This is a genomic window from Rhodococcus sp. Leaf225, assembly GCF_001426145.1.
Lineage (GTDB): Bacteria > Actinomycetota > Actinomycetes > Mycobacteriales > Mycobacteriaceae > Rhodococcoides.
Genome location: NZ_LMRN01000010.1, coordinates 73,982 through 99,348, shown reverse-complemented (window position 1 = coordinate 99,348; position 25,367 = coordinate 73,982). Strand labels below are relative to the sequence as shown.

At 68.8% G+C, this 25,367-nt stretch carries 24 protein-coding genes; 11 read left to right on the top strand and 13 right to left on the bottom strand.

Annotated elements, in window-relative coordinates; translation table 11 throughout:
• Window positions 1-174 precede the first annotated feature (174 nt).
• A complete protein-coding gene (locus ASG69_RS09610; protein WP_082544356.1) occupies window positions 175-1,407 on the top strand; it encodes an NAD(P)-dependent malic enzyme in 1,233 nt (410 codons plus the stop codon).
• 6 nt (window positions 1,408-1,413) lie between these two features.
• Here ASG69_RS09610 and ASG69_RS09605 read toward each other — a convergent pair whose 3' ends face one another.
• Genes ASG69_RS09605 through ASG69_RS09590 form a run of 4 tightly spaced genes read right to left on the bottom strand, consistent with a single transcriptional unit; the run spans window position 1,414 to window position 4,872 of the window.
• Window positions 1,414-2,094 carry an ABC transporter permease gene (locus ASG69_RS09605; RefSeq protein WP_056442577.1) on the bottom strand — a complete coding sequence of 227 codons (681 nt, stop codon included), beginning with the start codon at window positions 2,092-2,094 and terminating at the stop codon, window positions 1,414-1,416.
• A complete protein-coding gene (locus ASG69_RS09600; RefSeq protein ID WP_056442575.1) occupies window positions 2,091-2,768 on the bottom strand; it encodes an ABC transporter permease in 678 nt (225 codons plus the stop codon). The genes ASG69_RS09605 and ASG69_RS09600 overlap by 4 nt, the downstream gene beginning before the upstream one ends.
• A complete protein-coding gene (locus tag ASG69_RS09595; protein WP_056442572.1) occupies window positions 2,768-3,904 on the bottom strand; it encodes an ABC transporter ATP-binding protein in 1,137 nt (378 codons plus the stop codon). The genes ASG69_RS09600 and ASG69_RS09595 overlap by 1 nt, the downstream gene beginning before the upstream one ends.
• Window positions 3,901-4,872 carry an ABC transporter substrate-binding protein gene (locus ASG69_RS09590; RefSeq protein ID WP_027503838.1) on the bottom strand — a complete coding sequence of 324 codons (972 nt, stop codon included), beginning with the start codon at window positions 4,870-4,872 and terminating at the stop codon, window positions 3,901-3,903. The genes ASG69_RS09595 and ASG69_RS09590 overlap by 4 nt, the downstream gene beginning before the upstream one ends.
• An 80-nt stretch (window positions 4,873-4,952) precedes the next feature.
• Here ASG69_RS09590 and ASG69_RS09585 point away from each other — a divergent pair, with 80 nt between their 5' ends.
• Complete coding sequence (locus ASG69_RS09585) at window positions 4,953-5,792, top strand: glycine betaine ABC transporter substrate-binding protein (protein WP_056442569.1); 840 nt, start codon at window positions 4,953-4,955, stop codon at window positions 5,790-5,792.
• On the opposite strand, the gene ASG69_RS09580 is transcribed toward ASG69_RS09585, so the two are convergent.
• Genes ASG69_RS09580 through ASG69_RS09570 form a run of 3 tightly spaced genes read right to left on the bottom strand, consistent with a single transcriptional unit; the run spans window position 5,772 to window position 9,124 of the window.
• The gene (locus ASG69_RS09580) at window positions 5,772-6,683 is read right to left on the bottom strand and encodes an alpha/beta hydrolase (protein ID WP_056442566.1); all 912 of its coding nucleotides are present in this window, start codon (window positions 6,681-6,683) and stop codon (window positions 5,772-5,774) included. The two genes, ASG69_RS09585 and ASG69_RS09580, sit on opposite strands and share 21 nt — an antisense overlap.
• Window positions 6,684-6,704: 21 nt before the next feature.
• A complete protein-coding gene (locus ASG69_RS09575) occupies window positions 6,705-7,544 on the bottom strand; it encodes an SDR family NAD(P)-dependent oxidoreductase (RefSeq protein ID WP_056442564.1) in 840 nt (279 codons plus the stop codon).
• A complete protein-coding gene (locus ASG69_RS09570) occupies window positions 7,541-9,124 on the bottom strand; it encodes a flavin-containing monooxygenase (RefSeq protein WP_027503834.1) in 1,584 nt (527 codons plus the stop codon). Before ASG69_RS09570 ends, ASG69_RS09575 begins: the two co-directional genes overlap by 4 nt.
• Before the next feature lie 69 nt (window positions 9,125-9,193).
• Here ASG69_RS09570 and ASG69_RS09565 point away from each other — a divergent pair, with 69 nt between their 5' ends.
• Window positions 9,194-9,820: a TetR/AcrR family transcriptional regulator gene (locus tag ASG69_RS09565; RefSeq protein WP_027503833.1), complete on the top strand. Its 627-nt coding sequence runs from the start codon at window positions 9,194-9,196 to the stop codon at window positions 9,818-9,820.
• Window positions 9,821-9,923: 103 nt separating this feature from the next.
• Window positions 9,924-10,955 (top strand): beta-ketoacyl-ACP synthase III, encoded by a 1,032-nt coding sequence (locus ASG69_RS09560; RefSeq protein WP_027503832.1) that lies wholly within the window; start codon window positions 9,924-9,926, stop codon window positions 10,953-10,955.
• Window positions 10,956-10,960: 5 nt separating this feature from the next.
• Here the strand turns inward: ASG69_RS09560 and ASG69_RS09555 are convergent, their stop codons facing one another.
• The 6 genes from ASG69_RS09555 to ASG69_RS09530 are packed head-to-tail and all read right to left on the bottom strand — an operon-like array spanning window position 10,961 to window position 21,786.
• On the bottom strand, window positions 10,961-11,671 hold the full coding sequence (locus ASG69_RS09555) for an AAA family ATPase (RefSeq protein WP_235578909.1): 711 nt from the start codon (window positions 11,669-11,671) through the stop codon (window positions 10,961-10,963).
• Window positions 11,672-11,681: 10 nt separating this feature from the next.
• Entirely contained in the window at window positions 11,682-15,476 is a 3,795-nt protein-coding gene (locus ASG69_RS09550; protein WP_082544354.1) for a multifunctional oxoglutarate decarboxylase/oxoglutarate dehydrogenase thiamine pyrophosphate-binding subunit/dihydrolipoyllysine-residue succinyltransferase subunit, read from the bottom strand.
• Between the two features lie 36 nt (window positions 15,477-15,512).
• Window positions 15,513-19,373 carry an ABC transporter ATP-binding protein gene (locus tag ASG69_RS09545; protein WP_156380486.1) on the bottom strand — a complete coding sequence of 1,287 codons (3,861 nt, stop codon included), beginning with the start codon at window positions 19,371-19,373 and terminating at the stop codon, window positions 15,513-15,515.
• On the bottom strand, window positions 19,370-20,149 hold the full coding sequence (locus tag ASG69_RS09540) for an ABC transporter permease (protein ID WP_037183839.1): 780 nt from the start codon (window positions 20,147-20,149) through the stop codon (window positions 19,370-19,372). Before ASG69_RS09540 ends, ASG69_RS09545 begins: the two co-directional genes overlap by 4 nt.
• Complete coding sequence (locus ASG69_RS09535) at window positions 20,146-21,096, bottom strand: ATP-binding cassette domain-containing protein (protein WP_056442561.1); 951 nt, start codon at window positions 21,094-21,096, stop codon at window positions 20,146-20,148. Before ASG69_RS09535 ends, ASG69_RS09540 begins: the two co-directional genes overlap by 4 nt.
• Window positions 21,097-21,099: 3 nt before the next feature.
• A complete protein-coding gene (locus ASG69_RS09530) occupies window positions 21,100-21,786 on the bottom strand; it encodes a hypothetical protein (protein ID WP_056442559.1) in 687 nt (228 codons plus the stop codon).
• Window positions 21,787-21,860: 74 nt separating this feature from the next.
• On the opposite strand from ASG69_RS09530, the gene ASG69_RS09525 reads away from it, so the two are divergent.
• From ASG69_RS09525 to rpsD, 7 genes are all read left to right on the top strand, one after another.
• A complete protein-coding gene (locus ASG69_RS09525) occupies window positions 21,861-22,709 on the top strand; it encodes a helix-turn-helix domain-containing protein (protein ID WP_056442636.1) in 849 nt (282 codons plus the stop codon).
• A complete protein-coding gene (locus tag ASG69_RS09520) occupies window positions 22,706-23,125 on the top strand; it encodes a VOC family protein (protein WP_056442557.1) in 420 nt (139 codons plus the stop codon). The genes ASG69_RS09525 and ASG69_RS09520 overlap by 4 nt, the downstream gene beginning before the upstream one ends.
• Window positions 23,126-23,266: 141 nt before the next feature.
• Window positions 23,267-23,488, top strand: coding sequence for a translation initiation factor IF-1 (gene infA / locus ASG69_RS09515; RefSeq protein ID WP_005140011.1), 222 nt, complete (start codon window positions 23,267-23,269; stop codon window positions 23,486-23,488).
• Window positions 23,489-23,587: 99 nt separating this feature from the next.
• A complete protein-coding gene (rpmJ, locus tag ASG69_RS09510; protein WP_009679193.1) occupies window positions 23,588-23,701 on the top strand; it encodes a 50S ribosomal protein L36 in 114 nt (37 codons plus the stop codon).
• Window positions 23,702-23,873: 172 nt separating this feature from the next.
• A complete protein-coding gene (gene rpsM, locus ASG69_RS09505) occupies window positions 23,874-24,248 on the top strand; it encodes a 30S ribosomal protein S13 (protein WP_027503825.1) in 375 nt (124 codons plus the stop codon).
• On the top strand, window positions 24,248-24,661 hold the full coding sequence (gene rpsK, locus ASG69_RS09500) for a 30S ribosomal protein S11 (RefSeq protein WP_027503824.1): 414 nt from the start codon (window positions 24,248-24,250) through the stop codon (window positions 24,659-24,661). The genes rpsM and rpsK overlap by 1 nt, the downstream gene beginning before the upstream one ends.
• Window positions 24,662-24,681: 20 nt before the next feature.
• Window positions 24,682-25,287, top strand: a complete 606-nt coding sequence (gene rpsD, locus ASG69_RS09495; RefSeq protein WP_027503823.1) for a 30S ribosomal protein S4 — start codon at window positions 24,682-24,684, stop codon at window positions 25,285-25,287.
• The last annotated feature ends 80 nt before the right edge of the window (window positions 25,288-25,367 follow it).

Genomic DNA, 25,367 nt, shown 5'->3' with positions numbered 1-25,367 from the left:
TCGCGATCACCGCCACCCCGTGGTGATCGACCCCGGTCACCGCTCGTCGGTGGCGCGCGAAGTCGGCTCACCCGCCGCGCACGCATCGAGATGTCGCCTGCCCTCGGTTCTCATCCCCCGGGCGCGCATCTCGACTTCCCCTCACGCCTGTGATCCGCACCCTCCGTGCGGACGATGAAGGAGCGCCCAGTGACCGCCGCAACAGATCCGACCGAACACACGACCGGCCTCCGGCCTGCCCGCGACGACCTCACGACCATCACGGACGACGAGATCTTTCTCAGCCACGTGGGCGGCAAGCTGTCCGTCGAGCTCACCGCGCCGCTCGAGACCAAGCGCGACCTCTCCATCGCGTACACCCCCGGGGTGGCCAAGGTGAGCAGTGCGATCGCCGCCGATCAGGAGCTGGTGAACAAGTACACCTGGACCGAGCGACTCGTGGTGGTGGTCAGCGACGGCTCCGCGGTATTGGGTCTGGGCGACATCGGCCCGCGCGCCTCGCTGCCCGTCATGGAGGGTAAGGCGGCACTGTTCAAGAAGTTCGCCGGCCTCAACTCGATCCCGCTCGTGCTCGACACCAACGACGTCGACGAGATCGTCGAGACGCTGATCCGCCTGCGGCCCAGCTTCGGAGCCGTGAACCTCGAGGACATCTCGGCACCCCGGTGCTTCGAGATCGAGAAGCGCGTCGTCGAGGCACTCGACTGCCCGGTCATGCACGACGACCAGCACGGTACGGCCATTGTCGTCCTGGCTGCGCTGAAAGGCGCTGTGGCAGTGCAGAAGCGCGAGCTCGCGGGTCTGCGTGTCGTCATCTCCGGTGCGGGAGCCGCGGGCGTCGCGTGCGCGAACATCCTGCTCGCCGCGGGCATCTCGGACGTGGTGGTGCTCGACTCGAAGGGCATCGTCGGTGCGGATCGCGCCGACCTCAATCCCGTGAAGGTCGACCTCGCCTCGCGTACCAACCCCCGCGGCCTCTCCGGGACGGCTGCCGACGCCCTGACCGATGCGGACGTGTTCCTCGGGGTCTCCGCGGGACAGATCGGGCACGAGCTCATCGCCTCGATGGCAGACGACAGCATCGTCTTCGCCCTGTCCAACCCGAACCCGGAGATCCATCCGGAGGACGCGAAGAAGTACGCCGGCATCGTCGCCACCGGACGCAGCGACTTCGCCAACCAGATCAACAATGTGCTGGCGTTCCCCGGTGTCTTCCGCGGTGCTCTCGATGCGGGCGCGCGGCGCATCACCGAGAACATGAAGCTGGCCGCCGCGGACGCGATCCTGTCCGTGGTCGGCGACGATCTGAGCGTCGACATGATCGTGCCCAGCCCACTCGACCCGCGGGTCGCTCCGGCCGTCGCGGCGGCAGTGGCCGCGGCTGCGAAGGCGGACGGCGTCGCCTGAGAGGTCTCAGAGACGGGGCGCGCGGCGCAGCCGCCCCGTCCCGGGCGCCGAGACCCACACGGCGAGGGCCAGCAGGCCGTCCGCCACGAGAGCCAGCACGGCCACCAGGATGGCGCCGACCACCACTCGGTCGTAGCTGTAGAGCGCCAGACCGTCGAAGATGTACCGCCCGAAGCCGCCCAGGTTGACGAAGGCGGCGACGGTGGCGGTGGCGATGACCTGCAGGGTGGCGTTGCGGATGCCCCCGAGCAGCAGCGGCAGCGCGTTGGGAATCTCCACCCGCAGCAGCACCTGGCGTTCGGTCATGCCCATCGCCCGTGCCGCGTCCACGACGGTGGCGTCGACATTGGACACACCCGCATACGTCCCGGCGAGGATGGGCGGAATACCCAGGAGCACGAGGGCGATCAGTGGTGGCACCAGGCCCAGCCCGAGCAGCAGGACGAGGAACGTCAGCACGCCGAGCGTCGGCAGCGAGCGCAGACTGTTCACCAGGCCGACCAGGGCCACCTCGCCGCGGCGCAGGTGCCCGATCAGCAGTCCCAGCGGAACCGCCACGACGACGGAGAACAGCACGGCGAGGAAGCTGTACCAGACGTGCTCGGTGAGACGCGTCGCGATGCCGGTGCCGCCGGACCAGTTGGCGCCGTCGAGGATGTAGCCGATCGCGTCGGAGAAGATGCTCATGCGCGGGCCTCCGTCACTCGTCGCCGGCGCGTCGAGGGCGCACCGGCGCGGGTCCACGGCGTCAACGCACGCCCGAGCAGGAACAGCAGCGCGTCGAAGACCAGGGCCAACACGACGATCGCGATGATGCCCGCCAGGATCTGGTCGGGGTAGTCGCGCTGGTAGCCCTGGGTGAAGAGCTGCCCCAGACCACCGATGCCGATGACCGACCCGACCGACACCATCGAGATGTTGGTGACCGCGACGACGCGGACGTTCGCGACGAGCACGGGGAGTGCCAGCGGCAGTTCGACGGTCGCGGCGCGGCGGAACCGTCCGAAGCCGACCGCGGTGGCCGCGTCGACGACGGCGGGGGACACCGAGTCGAGTGCCTCGGGCACTGCGCGGACGAGCAGCGCCGTGGAGTACACCGTGAGCGCGATGACCACGTTCAACGGATCGAGGACACGCAGTCCCGCGATGAGCGGGATGGTGACGAACAGTGCGAGCGAGGGGATCGTGAACGCGACGCTCGCCACCACCAGGGTCAGGCGCCGCAGCCAGCCCACCGTGCGCACGGCCGCGCCCACGGGCACCGCGACGACCAGTCCGACGAGCAGCGGCACCAGCGACAGGTACAGGTGGGTCCGCGTCAGCTCGAGGACGATGTCGATGTTGTCGATCAGCCAGCGCATCAGGGCTTCTCGAAGTACTGGCGGCCGCGCTCGCGGTCCTCGGCTCGACGCTGGTCCGCCAGCAACGCCACCACCTCGGTGGCGTCGATACCGCCGAGGACGGCGCCGTTCGCGTCGACCGCCACGCCGACGCCGGACGGCGACGAGATGGCCGCGTCCAGCGCCTGTCGCAGATCGCCCGACGGCGGGTACAGCGAACCGCCCGCGGAGGTGCTGTCCGCGATGCTGGCGCCGGACTTGAGCGCCTCGAGGCCGGTGACGTCCATCCAGCCTCGCGGACGGCCCTCGGCGGAGACGACGAGAAGCCACTGGCCCTGGTCGAGACGGATCGACGCCGCGTCCTGTTCCGACGCCGTCGTGATGGGATGCAGGGACACCCCGTCACCGTGGCGGAACGACAATCCACGGTAGCCGCGGTCCCGACCGACGAAGGACGCGACGAAGTCGGTCGCGGGAGCCGACAGCACCACGTCCGGGGTCTCGTACTGCTGCAACGTTCCGCCGGTGCCGAACACGGCGATGCGATCGCCGAGTTTGATGGCCTCGTCGATGTCGTGCGTGACGAAGACGATGGTCTTCTTCAGATCGGCCTGCAGCCTGAGCATCTCGGTCTGCAGGTCTTCGCGCACCACCGGATCGACGGCGCTGAACGGCTCGTCCATCAGCAGGATCGGAGGATCTGCCGCCAGGGCACGCGCGACCCCGACGCGCTGCTGCTGGCCGCCCGACAGCTGAGCGGGGTACCGGGTGGCCAGCGACAGATCGAGGCCGACGCGCTCGAGGACCTCCATCGCGTCGCGACGGGCCTCCTTGCGTGAACGACCCGTCAGCACCGGAACGGTGGCGACGTTGTCGACGACGGTGCGGTGAGGCAGCAGGCCGGCGCTCTGGATGACGTAACCGATGCCCAGCCGAAGCTTGACGGCGTCGACGGTCGAGATGTCTCGACCATCGACGCTGATCGTGCCCGACGTGGGCTCGATCATCCGGTTGATCATCCGCATCGAGGTCGTCTTGCCGCAGCCCGACGGGCCGACGAAGACGGTGAACGACCGGTCCTCGATCCGGAGATCGAGAGAGTCGACCGCGAGCGTTCCGTCCGGGTACTGCTTGGTGACTCCCTCGAACGAGATCACGAGACCGGCTTGTCCAGACCCTGCTCGACGACCCAGGCGTTCGCGGCGGCGGCGGGCTCGGTCTTCGCGTCGCCCGACACCTCCTGGTTCAGCGCCAGCAACTCGACCGTCGTGAGCTTGGCCGACACGGCGTCGAGGACGGCGGTGAGCTTGTCCGACTTCTTCGACGAGTTGTAGACCGGGACCACGTTCTGCGCCGGGAAGTTGTTGTCCGGGTCGCCCAGTGCCACGAAGTCGTTCTCGACGATCGCGGGCGTGGTGGTGAACAGGTTCGCCGCGGTGATGTCCCCCGCAGCGAGGGCGGCCACGGTGGCCGGGCCGCCGCCGTCGGAGATCGGGACGAAGTTGGCGGCCGGGATGTCGACGCCGTACTTGTCGCGCAGGCCGGGCAGGCCGACGGGACGCTCGGCGAACTCGGGCGGCCCACCGAACTTGACCTCACCCGCGTACGGCGCGAGATCGGCGATGTTGGTCAGGTTCCAGCGCGTCGCGGTGTCCCGCGTGACGACGACGGCGTCCTTGTCCTCGCCGGGGGCCGGCGTGGATGCCAGGAGATCGTCGCTCAGTGCCGCCGTGAGGGCGGTGTTCACCTCGTCGGGCGCCGTGGCCGTGGCCTCGGGGTCCAAGTACAGCAACAGGTTTCCGGTGTAGTCCGGGATGAGGTCGATGGAGCCGTCGCGCACGGCCGGGATGTAGGCCTCACGGCTGCCGATGGACAGGCGTGTGCTGGCGTCGAAGCCGTTGGCCTTCAACGCGTCGGCGTAGATGTTGGCGATGATCTCGGACTCGGTGAAGTTCGCGGAACCGACGACGATGGTGTTCGGATCGCCTCCGCTACCACCCTCACCGCCGCTGCTCAGTGGATCGGAGTCGCCGCCGCAGGCGGACAGGGTGAGTGCTGCAGCGGCCACCAGAGCGGTGGCGGCGACGCGCACGGAACGTGAGGTGGTGCGACGTGTCGTGTTCACTGTTCGAGTGTAACGATAGGCCCCGACACCGGCCCGCTTTCGGCGCCGGAACGCCGGTACCGGGTTCGAGAGGATGGTCGATGCAGGTCTGCAGGTCGGCCGTCGCGGCGCTCCTCGCGGCCTCGGTGGTGGCCGGGTGTTCGAGTACCGGCGGCCCCGAGGGGACGACGCGCTCGCAGCCGCTGGTGGTCGCCGACACCGGAACTCCGGTGCAGACGGTGCTGGCGCACCTGTACGCCGACGCGCTGTCACGCGGGGGAGCGGCCGCTCGGGTGGACACGGTCGACGGTCTCCCCGGCGCGCTCGCCGGCCTCGACGACGCCTCGGTCGCGCTCGTCCCCGGCTTCACCGGATCGTTTCTGGCGCAACTGGATCCGTCGTCCGCCGCGCGGGCGCCGGAGGACGTCTACGCCGATCTGGCGCGTGCACTGCCGGAGTGGCTGGCGGTCACCGACCAGGGTCTCGCCGAGAACGGGCCGACGGTGTCCGTCACCGCGGCCGCGGGATCGGCTCTCCCCGAAGCCACTCTGTCGGCTCTGTCTCCGCAGTGTTCCCGCCTGTCCGCCGCCGTCGACCCGGCCGTCGATGCGTCCGCGGTGACACGGGCCCTCGCCGAGAGTTACGACTGTGCGTTCGCTCCTGCCGGCCCCACCGAGGTGACGATCGTCCGGGCCACGGACCGGGTCGCCGTGGTCGATGCGACCGACGTGGTGCTCGCCGACGATCGAGACGGCCTCACTGCCGACGTCCTCGTCCCCCTCGTCCGCAAGGGCTCCGTGGACGAGACGCTGGACCGTCCGCTGCAGATCATCGCCGGCGAACTCACCACCGCGGATCTCGCAGAGATGGTCGACCGTGTCCGCGGCGGCGAGGATCCGGGCGCGGTTGCCGCGAGTTGGCTAGGGACGCAGTCGTTCTGAGTGGGCGGTCGCGTCGCGGACGAAGGCGCCGATCTCCCGGACCGCTGTCGCCGCCTCGGCCAGCAGGGTGGCCTGCAGGTGGGCGACGTGCCACAGATCCGTGAGTTCGGTGCACCGCACGGAGACACCGGCCTCGGTCAATGCGTCGACGAAGCGAAGGATCTGGGGCCGCAGGATCTCGTCGGCGGAGTACTGGATCAACGTCGAGGGGAAGCCGGTCAACGTGCCACGCACGGGGGCGTAGCGCGGATCGGTCGGGTCGCCGTCGCCCAGATACTGCCGCGCCGAGTTCCGCAACCAGCGAGCGTCGAGCAGGAAGTCGCGCGGCGCCGGGAAGTCCTGGTCCGCCGGATCGGCCCACGGGGAGATCATCGCGACGCACGACGGTGGTGTGCCACGGTCGACGAGCGCCTGTGTCGTCGCCGCGGCCAGACCGCCGCCGGCCGAATCACCGACCACGGCAATGTGATCGGCCGCGACACCGTCGGCAACCAGCCCGTCGAACACGGCCAGTGCGTCCTCGAGCGCGGCCGGGCAGGGATGCTCCGGAGCCAGACGGTAGTGCGCCGCCACCACGACGGCGCCAGTGTCGCGGGCGAGCGACGACGTGACGACGCGGTGCGTCAGCGGCGACCCCAGCGTGTACGCACCGCCGTGCAGATACAACACGGCGGTGCGGCGGACGGTGGCACCGACGGTGACCCGTTCGACCGGGACACCGCCCACGGTCTCGCTGCGGATCACCGTGCCCTCCGGCAGCGGTAGGGACCGGGCCGCGACCTCGAGCAGTGTGCGCTGCACCGGAACCGGGAGGCGCGGGTTCAGAATCACCCGGAACACGGGCTTCAGAACCCGCGACACCATGGGCAACGGCAGAGTCATCGGTCGCATCGCCCGAACCTACCGTCAGCCTTACCGCTGGGTGGTCGTCCGCGGCAGGACGCGCGAGGACAGCCTGACGATGATGTCCTGGTACCGCGATCCCGTGATGCGGGCGAGGGCGTCGAGCGCGCGGGCGTCGTTGCCGATGAGCACGCGGGCCTTGTTCTTCTCCACTCCGCGCAGGATCACCAGGGCGGCCTGCTCCGGGGTGGTCTTCGCGAGGCGACGGTCGAAGAACTCGGCCACCGACTTCTGGTCCTGGCCCTCGGCGACGGTCGCGTTGCGGGCGATCGCCGTCTTGATGCCGCCCGGGTGGACACACGTGACGTGCACCGGGTGGCGGGCGATCAGCATCTCCTGGCGCAACGCCTCGGTGAAGCCGCGCACGGCGAACTTGGCTGCGTTGTACGCGGACTGGGACGGGATCGAGAGGAGGCCGAACAGGCTGGACACGTTGACCACGTGACCGTCTCCCGACTCGACGAGATGCGGGAGGAATGCCTTCGTACCGTTGACGACGCCCCAGAAGTCGACGTCGATCACGCGCTCGAGATCCTTGAACTCGGTCTTCTCGACGTCGCCGTGGAAGGCGATGCCGGCGTTGTTGTAGACCTGGTTCACCACACCGAAGTGCCGACGCACGGTCTCCGCGTAGTCGAGCACGCTGCCGCGTTCGCTGACGTCGAGGTGGTCGCTGCGGACCTCTCCGCCGCGCTGCTCCACGGCCGCCACGGTGGCGGCCAGGCCGACCGAGTCGACGTCGGACAGCGCGAGTCGTGCTCCGCGCGACGCCAGTTCGAGAGCCAGCGCACGGCCGATCCCCGATCCGGCTCCGGTCACCACGGCCACTCGTCCACGGAACTCGCTCATCGGGAGATCGCCTTCTCGTCGTCGTTGTCGGTCGTCGCAGGGGTGGGGGTGCCGTCGACGGCGCTCACAGGCCTCGTGACGTCGCCGGCCGCGAGGGCGTCGTATGCCTCGAGGTCGAAGTTGCGGGTGATGCGGCGGAACTCGAAGGTGAAGTCCGGCCACAGCGTCGTGTTGTTGCCGTGCTTGTCGAGGTACCAGCTCGCGCACCCGCCGTTGAGCCACACCGTCTTGTTCAGCTTGGTCTGCAGGTCGGCGTTGAACTCGTCCTGCACCTCGCGGCGCACCTCGACGACACCGAGATCGTGCTTGTCGATCGTGTTGAGCGCGTCGATCACGTAGTTCAGCTGCGACTCGATCATGAACACCATCGAGGTGTGCCCCAAGCCCGTGTTGGGTCCGACCAGGAAGAACAGGTTGGGGAAGCCCGCGACCGTGGCGCCCTTGTATCCCTGCTGTCCGCGCTCGTCGAAGACCTCGGCGAGCGAGCGGCCGTCCTTGCCGAAGATGCCCTGGAAGGTGGGGGAGTCGGTCACGTGGAATCCGGTGGCGACCACCAGGGCGTCGATCTCACGCTCGGTTCCGTCGGCCGTCACGATGGAGTGCGCCCGCACCTCACGGATACCGTCGGTCACCAGGTCGACGTTCGGTCGATCCAGTGCCGGGTAGTAGTTGTTGGAGATCAGCATGCGCTTGCAGCCGATGCGGAAGTTCGGCGTCACCTTGCGGCGCAGCTCGGTGTCGCGGATGCCCTTCGCGATCTGTCGGCGCGCGATGAACTCGAACGCCTTCATGAGCTTGGGGACGCGGGTGAGGCCGACGACCTGGGTCTCACGTGCGGCGTAGATGCCGGTGCGTGACAGACGCTGGTAGCCGGGGAGGTACTTGAACGCCAGCTTCTCGATGCGGGTGTACTCGCGGTCGAAGCGCGGGAGGACCCACGGGGCGGTGCGCTGGTAGACGTCGAGATGGGCGACCGTCGGCGCGATGGCCGGGACGATCTGGATCGCGGAGGCGCCGGTACCGATGACGGCGACGCGCTTGCCCTCGAGGCTCGCGTCGTGGTTCCAGCGGGCCGAGTGGAAGATCTCGCCCTGGAAATCGGTGATGCCGGCGATGTCCGGGAGGTTCGGCTCGCACAGGGCGCCGACGGCGGACACGACCTTCTTGGCCGTGAAGTTCCCCCGGGTGGTCACGATGTCCCACTGCGAGGTGGCGGTGTTCCAGCGGGCCGACTCGACGTGGCAGTCGAAGACGTGGCGGTCGTACACGCGGTACTGCCGCGCGACGCTCTCGATGTACTTCTGAATCTCCGGCTGACGGGAGAACGAGCGGGTCCAGTCCGGATTCAGCGCGAACGAGTACGAGTAGAGGTGCGAGGGCACGTCGCAGGCGGCACCGGGGTAGGTGTTGTCGCGCCACGTGCCACCGACGTCGCTGCCGCGCTCGAGGACCAGGAAATCGGTGCTTCCCTGCTGGCTCAGCTTGATCGCGGCGCCCAGTCCTGCGAAACCGCTGCCGATGATGATGGTGTCGACGTAGCGTGCAGCGACAGCGTCGGTATCTGTAACTGGAAGACTCATGAACCCAGACTAGGTCCTTATTGAGCGCAGGTCAACAGTTACTGACGAACGTTCAGTAGTATGGAGCGCATGGACAGCGTGAAGCGAACGCGGCTCAGTCCGGAACAGCGGCGGGCCCAGCTCATCGACCTGGGGGTCGAGATGCTCTCGGAGCGCACGCTGGACGCCATCTCGGTCGAGGACATCGCCGACCAGGCGGGCGTGTCGCGTGGGCTGCTCTTCCACTATTTCTCGTCCAAGCACGACTTCCACGTCGCGATCGTCGAGCACACCAGCCGACAGATGCTCGACGCCACCGAGCCGCCCGTCGGGCTCGACCCGTTGACGACGCTCGCCGTGGCACTCGCGTCCTACGTCGACTACGTCACCGAGCACCGCTCCAGCTACGTCTCGCTGCTGCGCGGCACCGCGAGCGGGGATCCCGACATGCGGGCCGTCTTCGAGCGCACCCGCGACGTCATGGTCGAACGGACGGTGTCGCAGCTCCCGCTGCTCGGTGTCGAGCGCACCCCGCGGATCGCGCTGGCCATCCGCGGCTGGGTGGCGTTCTGCGAGGAGGTCACCATCACCTGGCTGAACCAGGAGGACCTCAGCCGGGACGAGCTGATCGAACTGCTGGTGCACGCGCTGCCTGCCGTGGCGCTGCCGACGGCGGACACGACCGAGTTGTCGTGGGCGAGTGCCGACGCGGGATGACACCTCGAGCGACACCCCCTTCGATCGACGGGTCCGCACCAGTAACGTGAGGGCGTACACCGGCGCACGAGCGGCGGTCGGCAGCACGAGAGGACGGCCTTCGATGGGCGCGCAGATCAGTATCCCGACCGAGACGCGACACTCGGGAATCCTGGGTATCGGGGCCTACCGGCCCGAGCGTGTCGTCACCAACGAGGAGATCTGCAAGACCATCGACTCGAGCGACGAGTGGATCCGTACCCGTACGGGCATCGAGTCCCGCCGCTTCGCCGGGGAGAACGAGAACGTGGTCTCCATGTCGATCGAGGCCGGACGCCGCGCCCTCGAGAACTCCGGCGTGGATGCCGCCGAGATCGGCTGCGTCATCATCGCGACGTCCACTCACCTGCTGCTCACACCGCCCGCCGCGTCGATCATCGCGGACGCACTCGGCACCGGTGGCCCCGGCGCCTTCGACCTCGGCGCGGGCTGCGCGGGCTTCTGCTACGGCCTCGCACTCGCCTCGGACATGGTCCGCGCGGGCACGTCGGACAAGGTGTTGGTCATCGGCACCGAGCACCTGAGCGTCACGACGCGACCCGACGATCGCGGCACGCGCATGATCTTCGGCGACGGTGCCGGCGCCATGGTCGTCGGCCGCACCGAGGAGCCCGGCATCGGACCGGTCGTCTGGGGTTCGGACGGCTCGCAGGCCGACGCCATCAAGCAGGACAAGGACTGGCTGCAGTACTTCGCGGACCTGAAGGAGGATCCGAACGCCGATCGTCCGTGGATCGCGATGACCGGTATCGCGGTCTTCCGCTGGGCGGCGTTCGAGATGGCCAAGGTGGCGCGCGAGGCCCTCGACAAGGCGGGCGTCAAGGCCTCCGAGCTGGACGTCTTCGTGCCGCACCAGGCGAACTCCCGCATCACCGATCTGCTGGCGAAGAGCCTCGAGCTCGCCGAGGACATCCCGGTGGCACACGACATCGCCGAGGCCGGCAACACCTCGGCCGCTTCGATACCGCTCGCGGTGGAGGAGGTGCTGCGCACCGGCAAGGCGAAGAAGGGCGACACCGCCCTGCTGCTCGGTTTCGGTGCCGGCCTGTCGTTCGCCGGCCAGGTCGTCACGTTGCCGGAGGCCCCGACCGCCTAGGCGTGTCAGAGGTGGCGCAGGAACCGGTCGGGGGCGTCGAAGAACGCCGACCAGTCCTGGACGACCTGCGCCTCCTCCCACGTCGTGGACGACAGACCGTCCTCGCCGAGTTCGAGCACGCGTGCACCCGGCATGGCGGCGAGCACCGGCGAGTGCGTCGCCATCACGATCTGTGAGCCCTCCTCGACCAGTTCCTTCATCACCGAGATCAACGCCAGACACGACTGGAACGACAAGGCCGCCTCGGGCTCGTCCATCAACCAGAGTCCGACTGCGACAGGGCGATCCGCGACATAGCGCAGAAACGACTGTCCGTGGGACAGCGCGTTGTAGACGACGTCGGTGTCGCGGACTCGCCGTGCGTCCGCGGACTCGAACAATCCGTGCATCGTCTCGGCGCGCAGGAAACACCCGCCCTGCGGCCGCGGTCGGGCACCGTGGCACGTCAGGTGCTTGTGCAGGTCGGTGTCCTGCGCCCCGCCGCCGGGTGACCACATCGCGTCGGCCGCACCGAGACCGAAGGCCCAGCACGCGGCCAGCGCCTCCATCAGCGTCGACTTCCCGGTTCCGTTCTCCCCGACGATCACGGTCACAGGACTGTCGAAGTCGAGCCCGGTGCGCACGATCTCGGCGACCACGGGTACCTGCAGATACCACGAAGCCGGGTCGAATCCCCTCCGTGGAGTGAACTCGACCCGGCTCAGTGGCAGCGTCACAGGTGAACGATCACCCGTTGAAGGCAGTGTCGATGATCTCGGCCTGCTCGACCGCGTGGACCTTGCTCGAACCCGACGACGGTGCGGACATCGGACGCCGCGAGACGCGCTTGATGCCGGACAGACGCTCGGGAAGCAGCTCCGGGAACGCGAGACCGAACGTCGGCCACGCACCCTGGTTGGCCGGCTCCTCCTGGACCCACCGGTACTCGGTGGCGTTGGGGTAGCCGTCCAGCGCCTCCGCGATGCGGCGGCTGGGGATCGGGTAGAGCTGCTCGACCCGCACGATGGCGACGTCGTCCCGCTTGTTCTTCTGCTTGAAGGCGAGCAGCTCGTAGTACAGCTTGCCGCTGACCATGAGCACCCGCTCGACCTTCTTGCGGTCACCGTCGCCCGAGTCGTAGGTGGGCTCGTCGAAGACGGAGTGGAACTTGCCGTCGGTGAAGTCCTCGATGTTGCTGACCGCAGCCTTGTTGCGCAGCATCGACTTCGGGGTGAACACGACCAGGGGCCGCTGGATGCCGTCACGTGCGTGACGACGCAGCAGGTGGAAGTAGTTCGCCGGCGTGGACGGCACCGCGACCGTCATCGATCCCTCGGCGCACAGCTGCAGGAACCGCTCGATGCGTCCCGAGGTGTGGTCGGGGCCCTGGCCCTCGTGGCCGTGCGGCAGCAGCAGCACGACGTCGGAGAGCTGTCCCCACTTGGCCTCACCGGACGAGATGAACTCGTCGATGATGGACTGGGCACCGTTGACGAAGTCGCCGAACTGCGCTTCCCACAGCACCAGAGCGTCCGGGTTGCCCACGGAGTAGCCGTACTCGAAGCCCACCGCCGCGTACTCGCTCAGCGCGGAGTCGTAGACCAGGAACTTGCCCGGATCGTCGCTGCCGAGGTTGTGCAGTGGCGTGTACTCCTCACCGGTCTTGCGATCGATGATGACCGAGTGCCGCTGCGTGAACGTGCCGCGACGGGTGTCCTGGCCGGACATGCGCACGAGCTTGCCCTCGTCGATCAGCGTGCCGAGTGCGAGCAGCTCGCCGAACGCCCAGTCGACCTTGCCCTCGTAGGCCATCTCGCGACGCTTGTCGAGGACGGGCTGCACGCGCGGGTGCACGGTGAAACCGTCCGGGACGTTGACGAACGCGTCGCCGATGCGGTGCAGAACCGACTTGTCCACCGCGGTGGTGAGCTTGGCGGGCAGCTGCTGGTCGAGCTCGACGGACTCGCTCGGCTCCGGTGTGTACTTCTCGAGTTCGCGCACCTCGTTGAAGACGCGTTCGAGCTGGCCCTGGTAGTCGCGGAGTGCGTCCTCGGCCTCCTTGAGGCTGATGTCGCCACGACCGATGAGCGACTCGGTGTAGCTCTTGCGGACGCTGCGCTTGGTGTCGATCACGTCGTACATCGCCGGCTGCGTCATCGAGGGATCGTCACCCTCGTTGTGGCCGCGACGGCGGTAGCAGATCATGTCGATGACGACGTCCTTGTGGAACTTCTGACGGAAGTCGACCGCCAGTCGAGCCACCCAGGCGCACGCCTCCGGGTCGTCGCCGTTCACGTGGAAGATCGGTGCGCCGATCATCTTCGCGACGTCGGTGCAGTACTCGCTGGAGCGCGAGTGCTCCGGCGCCGTCGTGAAGCCGACCTGGTTGTTGACGACGATGTGCACGGTGCCGCCGGTGCGGTACCCGCGCAGCAGCGCGAGGTTCAGCGTCTCCGCCACCACGCCCTGGCCCGCGAAGGCCGCGTCGCCGTGCAGCATGAGCGGCAGGACGGAGAAGCCGTCGGACGAGTCGCCCTTGTTCAGCATGTCCTGCTTGGCGCGGACCAGGCCCTCGAGGACCGGGTCGACCGCCTCGAGGTGCGAGGGGTTGGCCGTGAGCGACACCTTGATGTCGTTCTCGCCGAACATCTGGATGTAGTTGCCCTCGGCACCGAGGTGGTACTTCACGTCGCCCGACCCGTGTGCGGCGGCCGGGTTCATGTTGCCCTCGAACTCGGTGAAGATCTTCGAGTACGGCTTGCCGACGATGTTGGCGAGCACGTTCAGGCGTCCACGGTGCGGCATGCCGATGACGACCTCGTCGAGGGCGTGCTCGGCGGACTGGTCGATGACCGAGTCCATCATCGGGATGACGGACTCCGCGCCCTCGAGCGAGAAGCGCTTCTGTCCGACGTACTTCGTCTGCAGGAACGTCTCGAACGCCTCGGCCGCGTTGAGCTTGCTCAGGATGTACTTCTGCTGAGCGACCGTCGGCTTGACGTGCTTGGCCTCGACGCGCTCCTGGAGCCACGCCACCTGGTCGGTCTCGAGGATGTGCGTGTACTCGATGGCGGCGTGCCGGCAGTAGGAGTCGCGCAGCACGCTGAGCACGTCGCGCAGCTTCATCTTGTCCTGGCCGTGGAAGCCGCCGACCTGGAACTCGCGGTCGAGGTCCCACAACGTCAGGTCGTGGCTGATCACGTCGAGGTCCGGGTGCATCCGGAACTTGTCCTTGGTGAACATCAACGGATCCGTGTCGGCCATGAGGTGGCCACGGTTCCGGTAGGCCGCGATGAGCTCGAGGACGCGCGTGTTCTTGTCGACGCCGCCGGTGGGCAGGTCGCGACGCCAGCGGATTGGCTCGTACGGGATGGCCAGACCGTGGAAGATCTGGTCGTAGAACTCGTCGCTGATCAGCAGGTTGTGGATCGTGCGAAGGAAGTCGCCCGACTCCGCGCCCTGGATGAGGCGGTGGTCGTACGTCGAGGTGAGCGTCATCAGCTTGCCGACGCCCATCTCGGCGATGCGCTCCTCGCTGGAGCCCTGGAACTCGGCGGGGTACTCCATGGCGCCGGCGCCGATGATGGTGCCCTGGCCGTTCATCAGACGTGGAACCGAGTGCACGGTGCCGATGGTGCCCGGGTTGGTCAGCGAGATCGTGACGCCGCTGAAGTCGGCGGCGGTGAGCTTGCCGTCGCGCGCACGACGGACGATGTCCTCGTAGGCAGTGTGGAACTGGTTGAACGTGAACTCCTCGCACCCCTTGATCGCGGCGACGACGAGTGACCGCGAACCGTCCTTGCCCGGCAGGTCGATGGCGAGGCCGAGGTTGGTGTGCGCGGGGGTGACCGCGTTGGGCTTGCCGTCGATCTCGGCGAAGTGCCGGTTCATGTTGGGGAACGACTTGACCGCCTGCACGATGGCGTAGCCGAGCAGGTGAGTGAACGAGATCTTGCCACCGCGGGTGCGCGCGAGGTGGTTGTTGATCACGAGACGGTTGTCGATCATCAGCTTCGCGGGGATGGCGCGCACGCTGGTGGCCGTCGGGATCTGCAACGAGGCGGCCATGTTCTTGGCGACCGCGGCCGAGGCGCCGCGGAGCACCTTGGTCGTGTCCTCCTTCGGCGCGTCCGACTCCGGCTGTGCGGGCGGCACGGCCGCGGACTTCTTCTCTGCCGGCCCGGCGGCGGCGGTCGACTTCGCGGGGGCAGCTGTGGTCACGGGCTTGGTCTCCGCCTTCGGTGCCGGCTTGTCGGTCTTCGCGGCGGCAGGCTTGTCGGCCTTCGGCGCGGCAGGCTTCTCCGCCTTCGGCGCAGCAGGCTTGTCCGCCTTCGGCGCAGCTGCCTTCGCGGAAGCGGGTGCGGCTGTGGTGGTCTCGGTGTCGGTGGCGGGATCGCCGCTACCGTTCTGCTCGGGCGTGTAGTCGGCGAGGAACTCGTGCCAGCTCTCGTCGACCGACGACGGATCGGTCTTGAAACGCTGGTACATTTCGTCGACCAACCACTGATTCTGTCCGAACTGTGTTGTAGAGCTGCTGCTCACGGCAGGTGTTCGCCTCGTTTCCTTCTTCGTTCTCGCTCAGCGCACGGCACGATCAAGGTTAGACCTTTCGGTCCGCGGCCGTGTGTCCGGATCACCCTTGTGATCGGCTTCACCGGTGTGTGGCGTGGTCGTGCCGTCGTCGGCTGCGTGACCCGCGCCACTCGCAGCCGTGGTACGTCCCTCGGTGGTTTCCCAGAGTTCGGCGTAGAAACCGTCCGAGCGCACCAGGTTCTCGTGGGTTCCGCTCTCCATGATGCGCCCGTCGTCGACCACCACGACGAGATCGGCCCGCGCGGCGGTCGCGAGGCGGTGCGCCACGATCACCGATGTCCGACGGGTGGTCACGGTGCGGCCGGCGTCCAGGACGGCTCGTTCCGTCGCCGGGTCCAGGGTCGCCGTCGCCTCGTCGAGCAACAGGATGTCGGGATCGACCAGCTCGGCGCGCGCCAGCGCCAGTAACTGCCGGGTTCCCGCCGCGAGGCCGCGGCCACGTTCTCCGACGGGCGTCGCCATGCCGAGAGGGAGTGTGGCGATGGCGGGCAGTGCCCCCACGGCGCGGGCCGCGCTCTCGATGTCGGCGCGCGTCGCGTCCGGACGCCCGAAAGCGATGTTGGAAGCGATGGTGCCGCTGAAGAGATGCGCCTCCTGCGGAACGACTCCCAGACGTCGGCGGTAGTCGCCGAGCGGGTACGACCGCACGGGCACGTCGTCCACGACGACGTCCCCGGTGGTCGGGTCGTAGAACCGCGCCATCAACTTCACGATGGTCGACTTGCCGGCGCCGGTGCGACCCACCAGTGCCACCGTCGATCCCGCCGGAACGTGCAGGTCGACCGACGTCAGCGCATCCCGCGGAGCCCCGGCGTAGCGGAAGGTGACGTCCTTCAGCGCGATGTCGCCGCGCAGTCGCGGTGGGACCGAGACCGGCGTCGACGACCCGGCCTGCTCGATCGAGCTGCGGGTGCGCAACAGGTCACCGATGCGAGTGAGACCCACGGACGCCTGCTGATAGCCGTCGAACACCTGGGACAACTGTTGGATGGGGCCGAAGAGCAGACCCAGGTACAGCACGAAGGCGACGAGGGCGCCGGCCGAGGTGCGCCCGTCGGCCACGCGGTACGCACCGACGAGGACCACGGCGGCGAGGGCGAGGTCCGACAGGAACGCGATGAACGGGAAGAACACCGAGATGGCCCGTTGCGACCGCATCCGGCTGCGGCGGTACGACTCGGAGCGGGCGAGGAACGAGCGTGCCGCAGCCGTCTGATGCCGGTACGCCTGCGTGACCCGTAGTCCGGTGACGTTCTCCTGGAACTCCGCGTTGACGGCCGAGATGCGCTCGCGTGACGTCGAGTACGCGCGAGCGGAGATGCGGCGGAACACCAGCGTCGCCACCACCAGGATCGGGACGACCGACAGGGCCACCGCGGCGAGGACGCCGTCGGTGAGGATCAAGGCGGCCGACACGCCGACGATCGTCAGGAGGCTGACGACGGCCGTCGAGAGACCCGTCTGCATGAACGCCGACAACGCGTCCACGTCGGTCGTCATGCGGGTCATGATCCGGCCGGACAGTTCTCGCTCGTAGTAGTCGAGGCCGAGACGCTGCAGGTGTGCGTAGCTGCGGACGCGGAGCCCGAAGAGCACGCGCTCACCGGCCCGCGCGGTCACCACCGTCATGGTGCGGACCACGAGCCAGTCGACGATCACCAGCGCCAGCGCGATGCCCGACACCGCCGCGAGGATTCCGGTGGACCTCTCGGCGACACCGTGGTCGACGGCGAACCGCACGATCGACGGGAAGGCGATGGTGACGGCCGAGTCGAACGCCAGGCAGACCATGACCACCGCGAGCAGTCCGGCGACGGGGGCGAGGGTGCGCCGCAGGGTGAACGTCGACTCGTCCCGCCGAGCCGTCGCGGTGTCGACGCGCGGGTCCTCGTCGGCCGGGGCGAGTCGGGTCAGGATCTCGGTCATGGCCTCGGTGGGCACGGCGCCGCCGAGTGACGACGCCATGTGACCGCCCGGGCCGGGAGGGCCGCCGGCAGCCGCGCCGTCCGCGCTCGCGCGGGAGGCGGGTGAGGACGCGAACTCGGTGGAGTCGCCGTCGTCCGGCCACAGCGAGTCGGCGGACACGTCGTCCTGCGCCGGCTCGGACTTCTCGCCTGCGCCGGACATCAGCGCGCGGAACAGGGGGCAACGCTCGTCGAGTTCGGCCTCGGTGCCGATTTCGACGATGCGCCCCCGGTCCAGGACGGCGACGCGATCGGCCAGCGCGAGCGTCGACCGGCGGTGCGCGAGCACCACCGTCGTCCGGCGTGGACCGGAACGCAGCCGGTCGAAGATCGCTGCCTCCGTGCGGGCATCGACGGCCGAGGTGGCGTCGTCGAGGACCAGGACGCGCGGGGAGGACAGCAGGACCCGCGCGAGCGCGACGCGTTGGCGTTGGCCACCGGACAGCGAGAGCCCGCGCTCACCCACCGTGGTGTCGTAACCGTCGGACAGGTCGCGGACGAAGTCGTCGGCCATGGCGCGCGTGGCCGCGTCGCGGACACTCGCCTCCGACGCGTCGGGGGCACCGAGGGCGATGTTGCGCGCGACGCTGGAGGAGAACAGGAACGGATCGTCGAACGCGACCGACACCGCCGCGCGGAGGTCGTCGGCGGACAGGTCGGCGATGTCGACGTCGCCGTTCTCGGACGTGAGCACGATGCTGCCCGACGACGGTCGGTAGAACCGCGGCAGCAGCATGGACAGGGTCGACTTGCCGCTGCCGGAGGGGCCCACCACCGCCACCGTCTCGCCCGGCGCGACCGTGAGGTCCAGTCCGTCGAGCACGGGGGCGTCGGGGTCGAAGCCGAATCGGACGTCGCGCAGACGCAGCCCCAGCGGTCCGTCCGGGATCGGTACCGGATTCTCGGGTTCCTCGTGCGCCGGCCGGGTGTCGATGACGCCGTACACCCGTTCGACCGCGGCACGGGACAGCTGGGCCATGACCACGACGGACGTGAGTGTCCGGGTCACGGCGGCCATCGTGGCGACGTAACTCGCGAAGGCCAGGAACGTGCCGACGGTGATGGAACCGGACAGAGCCGACCACCCACCCAGGGCCACCACACCCACCAGACCGAGCTGCGGCAGCGCCGCCATGCCGGGGGCGAATCGGGAGTTCACGACGGCGGCGCGCAGGCGCTCGGCGTACAGCCGCCGGCCGATGCGCTCCAGCGTGTCCACGGCACGCGATTCCTGGCCGAAGCCTTTGACCACGCGCACACCGGTGACCGTCTCCTCCACGTGCCCGGCCAGTTCCGCGGCCTGCTGCTGGGCCGACCAGGTGGCCGCGTACAGCGTGGGGCGCATGCGGACGACCAGCACGCTGATGGCCGGTACGACGGCGAGCGCCACCAGGGTGAGCAGCGGCGACAGGTACGCCATCACGCCGAGAGCCAGGACGAACTGCAGCAGGGCGCCCGCCGACAACGGGACCATGGCGAGCAGACCCTGCACCAGCTGCAGGTCGGTGATCGAGCGCGACACCACCTGACCGACCTGCACCTCGTCCTGCCGCTCGCCGTCGAGGCGGTGCAGCGACGCGAGCAGGCGTTGGCGCAGTCCGTGTTGCACGTCGATGGACAGGGCGCCGGCGAGGAGGCGCCGCCCGAACTGGCACGCGAAGCGGACGACGGCCAGTCCCGCGATGGCCGCGGCGATGGTGGCGATGTGGTCGGTGCGGCTGGCCGACGCGCCGTCGACGGCGGCGCGGGTGAGGAGGGGGAACATGATGTCGATGGCAGCGGCCACGAAGGTCACCGCGAGTGCGCCCACCGCGACGCGGCGATGAGCGAAGCAGTCCGACGCCAGCCTGCGGATCCACCCTCGCGAATCGGGAGTGCTCACGTCACGTCTCGGCGAGTGGTGCGCAGCCACCCGGCTCCGGCGATGCCGATGGTCCACAGCAGCAGTCCGATGACGGCAGCGGAGAACGGAAGCAGCATGTCGCCGTCCGTCCCCTTGTCCGCTGCCATGATCGCGACGGTGGTGGCTCCGGGGAGCAGGGCGGCGACCGCCTCCGCGCCGATGCCGCTGAGCACCGCGATCACGACGAGCTCTCCGATCGGTAGCCACGCGACCACGACGATCGCCGCGATGGCAGGGGAGCCGGTGAGCAGCCCGAGCCCGCAGCCGAGGACACACCACAGCGCGGAGACGACGATGCCGAGAAGACAGACCGCGATCACCAGTCCGTCGTCCACCACTGTGTTGCCCCCGAACAGTGCGAGCGACGCCACGCTGACGAGGACGGACACCACGGCGTACGCGGCACCGACGGCGGCCGAGACGAGAATCCTGGCGGCCACCACCTGACCGCGACGCGGCGCGGCGAGGAAGGTCGTGGACGCGGCGCCGTGGCGCAGGTCGGTCGCGGCGTGCACCGCGCCGAACACGGCGGCGAACAGCACCGACACGCCCACGGTGACGTACAACCCGATGAGAGCGGCGACGCGATTGGCGTCGTCGACGCCGGTGAGCGCGTCCGACGACGCGATGGCGGCGTACACGGCGCTGGCGAATCCGCCGATCAGCACGGGCGGTAGACCCAGTGCCCACCACGACCGCAACGATCCGACCCGGCGGATCTCCGCTCGGAGCAGACCGCCTGCCGTGGGGCTCATCGCCGAGCTCCGGTGAGGGCTGGATGCGGACCGACCGGGGTCGTGAGGGACAGGTAGATCTGCTCGAGGTCCACGGCGGACACCACGGTTCCGTGGACGGTCACCCCGGACGCGTGCGCCGTCGACCGGATCACGGCCTCGCCGACACCGGTGACCACGAGTCGGCCGTCGGGACCCAGCACGGCGTCGGTGTGGCCGGACGCGGCGAGGCCCAGTGCCAGGGCGGCGGGGTTCGAACTGTGCACCAGGATTCGGGCGGGACGGGTACCGCGGAGCTCACCGATACTGCCGTGGAAGACGACCGAGCCGCGGTCGAGGATCACGACGTGGTCGACGACCGCCTCGAGCTCGCGAACGACGTGGCCGGACACCAGAACGGAGCCGCCCGCACGAGCGAATCCGCGCAGGAAGTCGCGGAGCCACACGATGCCGCCGGGGTCGAGACCGTCGGTCGGCTCGTCCAGCACGAGGATGCGAGGTGTGCCGAGCAGTGCCGCCGCGAGCGCGAGGCGCTGCCGCATCCCGAGAGAGAACTCGCCGACGCGGCGACCGGCGACGTCGTGCAGACCGACGAGTGCGAGCACCTCCTCCACACGGGAGTCGGCGACACCGAGGACGGGCGCGAGAGTGCGCAGGTGTGCGCGCGCCGTGCGGCGGGGGTGCGCGCCGCCGCCGCCGAGCACGGCACCGACGGCGCGGCCCGGCTCGACGAGTGCCGCGTACGGCAGGCCCTCCACCAGCGCCGCACCCTCGTCGGGCTGTACGAGCCCGAGGAGCATTCGCAGCGTGGTCGACGTGCCGGAACCGACGGGTCCGAACAACCCGGTCACCGATCCGCGCGGTACGACGAACCCGATCCGCGCGGCGGCGAGCGCGGTTCCGTACGTCTTGGTGAGGTCACGCGCCTCGAGCGCGTGTCCGGGGCTCGTCTCGGTGGTGACGTGCACGCGTCAGGCGTCCGGCTCGACGACGCCCGGTGCGTCCTGCCACCGCGCCGGCGGCGGCCCGAAGGCGTCCCGTGCATTGGTGACGACGCCTTTGCCCAAGGCGCGGTTGCCGGCTCCGCCGATGACGGCTCCGATGCCCGCGGGCAGCAGCGTGCCGAGCATGACCGCCCCTCGCTTCGCGGCGTACTTGGCGACGAACTTGCGGACGAGCCGCTTGTTCAGACTGCCGAGGTTCGCGCCGGGGATCCCGGCGGTGAGCACGCGGCCGACGTTGCCGCGGCCCAGTGTCCTGCCGACGATCTCCCGGCCGGACTCACCGAGAGCGACCGCCAGCACCAGCGCACGCCGCTGTTCGTGGTCGTGCACGGCGATGCCGTGGACGGCGGCCACCGACAGGGTGAGCAGTGCGGAGGCCTCGACGAAGAAGGCCGTCTCGGTGCCGACGGCAGCGACCGACGCGACGGTGCCGATGCCGGGCACCGCGGCGGTGGCCCCGGCAGCCCCGCCGCTTCCCGTCACGGCGTTCAGGAACGTCTTCTCCAGGCGACCGATGATCTGCGCCGGCGACTCGGTGGGATGCGCGCGGCGTATTCGCCAGACGTACTTCTCGACGGCGGGGCCCTGCAGTCGGCTCCCGTTGTCGAGGATCGACACCAACGCCTTCTCGACGCGTCCTGGATCCTCGGCCATCGATCGGTCCTCCTCGTCCGCAGCGTGTGCACGAATGCCGTGCGGCCTCGCTCGTACCGTTCTACCGTGTGCCCATGACAGCCGTGTCGGACGGCGCGACCGCGGTGCCGTCGCGGGCCCTCCGCGGCCTCGTGCGTCGCTACGAGGGGTACCGCCTCTCCGGCTTCGCGCCGGGCTCGCACGTCGGCATGCCGTCCGTCGACCTGACGATCATTCTGCCGATCGGGCCACCGCTCACGATCTCCCGCACCGCGATGGCGGATCAGCGGCCGGGGGAGTTCGGTGCCCTCGCGTCGGGTCTGGGGACCGAACCCGTCGTGATCGAGCACGACGGCGAGCAGCACGGTGTCCAGATCACGGTGACGCCGGCGGGGTGCCGCGCGCTGCTCCACGTCCCGCCCGCCGAGTTGCGCCAGTACATCGTGCCGTTGGAGGACCTGCTCGGGCGCGATGCCGCTCGGCTTCTCGACGGCGTGCACGCAGCGACCGGATGGCGTGAGGCATTCGCGCTGCTGGACCGCACGCTGTGCGCGCGACTGGGCCGGGCCCCGCAACCGGATGCCCGGCTGGAGCGGGCGTGGGCGCGGACCACCGGTCCCACCGCGATGTCGGTGGAGCAGGTCGCCGCGGAGGTCGGATGGAGCCGTCGACGCCTCGAGACCGCGTTCGCCTCCGAGTACGCCGTCACGCCGCGGGACGCGGTCCGGCTGGGGCGGTTCGCCCGAGCGCACGCGATGCTGCGGGTGGCCGAACCGCCCCGGCTCGCCGAGGTGGCGTCGGTCTGCGGCTACTTCGACCAGGCACACATGGCACGGGACTGGCGCGCGCTGGCGGGGTCGGCGCCCTCGGTGTGGCGTGCGAACGAGGTGTTCGCATCCGTACAAGACGAGCGCACCTCCGCGGCGACAGGATCGACGGCATGACCGAGACACAGCACACCGAGACCACCCCGACCGTCGTCTGGCCCGCACTCCGCTACGACGACGCGCGTGCCGCGATCGCCTTTATCGTCGACGTCCTCGGCTTCACCGAGGCCGCCGTGTACGGCGAGGGGGAGCGCGTCGACCACGCCGAGCTCGTCCGCCCCGGCGGCGGAGCCGTCATGCTCGGCTCGGCGCGACCGGACAGCACCATCGCGGGCCTGCCGCCCGGAGTCGGCGCCGTCTACGTTGCCGTGGGACAGGACGAACTGACGCGACTGCACGATCGCGCGCGCGAGGCCGGCGCCCGTATCGTGGAACCCCTGCGCGACGAGGACTACGGCGGCCAGGGTTTCACCTGCCTCGATCCCGAGGGAGTGCACTGGTCCTTCGGCACCTATCGGGGCCATTCGGGCTGAGGGTGCTCCGCGCCTGTGGACGGCTGGTTTGGCCTGCTCGCTCCGACCCGGTAACATGGAACGTCGGTGCGTTCACGCGTGCCTGCACGAAGTGTGGTTACGAGACGTCAATCAGGTGTGCAAACCAGGATCGCGGAGGATATGGCAAAGAAGGACGGCGCAATCGAGGTCGAGGGCCGAGTAGTCGAACCCCTGCCCAATGCGATGTTTCGCATCGAGCTGGAGAACGGTCACAAGGTGCTCGCTCACATCAGCGGCAAGATGCGGCAGCACTACATCCGCATCCTCCCCGAGGATCGCGTCGTGGTCGAGCTGTCTCCCTACGACCTGACACGCGGGCGGATCGTCTACCGCTACAAGTAGTCAAGAGTCCCCGGTTCCTCGCGAGCCGGGGATCAACCATGTCCGAGGTTCGACGCGTTCGCGCGTGATCCTCGGACGCGACCAGGAGATCGAAAAGACGTGAAGGTCAAGCCGAGCGTCAAGCCGATCTGCGAGAAGTGCAAAGTGATCCGCCGTAACGGCCGGGTCATGGTGATCTGCGACAACCTGCGCCACAAGCAGCGTCAGGGCTGATCAACCCCCTCTCGAAGATCTACTTGGCTCCACATGCCAGAAGAAGACCTCCCAGCACCAGCTGCCCACACGCGGGTAGTACACCCCCGGCCGCGGAGGCCGGGGCCCCGAGCACCACATGTATGGGGACGGACTGGGAGCAGACCTCCGCACGAATGAAGGAAAACGCCACATGGCACGTCTAGCCGGTGTGGATCTTCCGCGCGAGAAGCGCATGGAGATCGCACTCACCTACATCTACGGCATCGGCCGTACCCGTTCGCAGGAGATTCTCTCCGCCACGGGCGTCAGCCCCGATCTCCGGAGCAAGGACCTCACCGACGAGGACCTGACCAAGCTCCGCGAGTACATCGAGGAGTCGCTCAAGGTCGAGGGCGACCTGCGCCGCGAGGTGCAGGCCGACATCCGTCGCAAGATCGAGATCGGCTGCTACCAGGGCCTTCGCCACCGTCGTGGTCTGCCCGTCCGTGGACAGCGCACGAAGACCAATGCGCGCACCCGTAAGGGACCGAAGCGCACCATTGCCGGCAAGAAGAAGGCGAAGTAATGCCCCCGAAGTCACGCACCTCCGGTCCGAAGAAGACCCAGAAGACGCGCCGCAGGGACAAGAAGAACGTCCCGCACGGCAGCGCTCACATCAAGAGCACGTTCAACAACACGATCGTGTCGATCACCGACCCGTCGGGCAACGTCATCTCGTGGGCGTCCTCGGGCCACGTGGGCTTCAAGGGCTCGCGCAAGTCGACCCCGTTCGCCGCTCAGCTCGCTGCCGAGAGTGCCGCGCGCAAGGCGCAGGAGCACGGCGTCAAGAAGGTCGACGTCTTCGTGAAGGGTCCCGGCTCCGGCCGCGAGACCGCGATCCGTTCGCTCCAGGCGGCAGGCCTCGAGGTCGGCACCATCTCCGATGTCACCCCCCAGCCGCACAACGGCTGCCGTCCGCCCAAGCGCCGTCGCGTCTAGCGGGAAGGAAGTAACAGAACATGGCTCGTTATACCGGACCCATCACCCGCAAGTCGCGTCGACTGCGCGTCGACCTCGTCGGAGGCGACCAGGCCTTCGAGCGTCGCCCGTACCCGCCCGGCCAGCACGGCCGCGCGCGTATCAAGGAGAGCGAGTACCTGCTCCAGCTGCAGGAGAAGCAGAAGGCACGCTTCACCTACGGCGTCATGGAGAAGCAGTTCTCGCTGTACTACAAGGAAGCGAACCGCCTCAAGGGCAAGACGGGTGAGAACCTGCTCCGCATCCTCGAGACGCGTCTCGACAACGTCGTCTACCGTGCGGGCCTCGCTCGCACGCGTCGTCAGGCACGCCAGTTGGTCACGCACGGCCACTTCTTGGTCAACAACAAGAAGGTCGACATCCCCAGCTACCGCGTCTCGCAGTACGACATCATCGACGTCCGCGAGAAGTCGCTGAGCACGCTGCCTTTCCAGATCGCCCGTGAGACCTATGGCGATCGTCCCGTTGCCGGTTGGCTGCAGGTCGTTCCGAACCGTCTCCGCATCCTGGTCCACCAGGAGCCGGAGCGTTCGCAGATCGACATCCCGCTGACCGAGCAGCTCATCGTCGAGTACTACTCGAAGTAGGGCGCTTCGCGCCCCGTGCGCCTTTTGCGTATCTCCGGATACGCAAAAGGCGCACGGGGCCGTAGGCCACATCCCGAGCG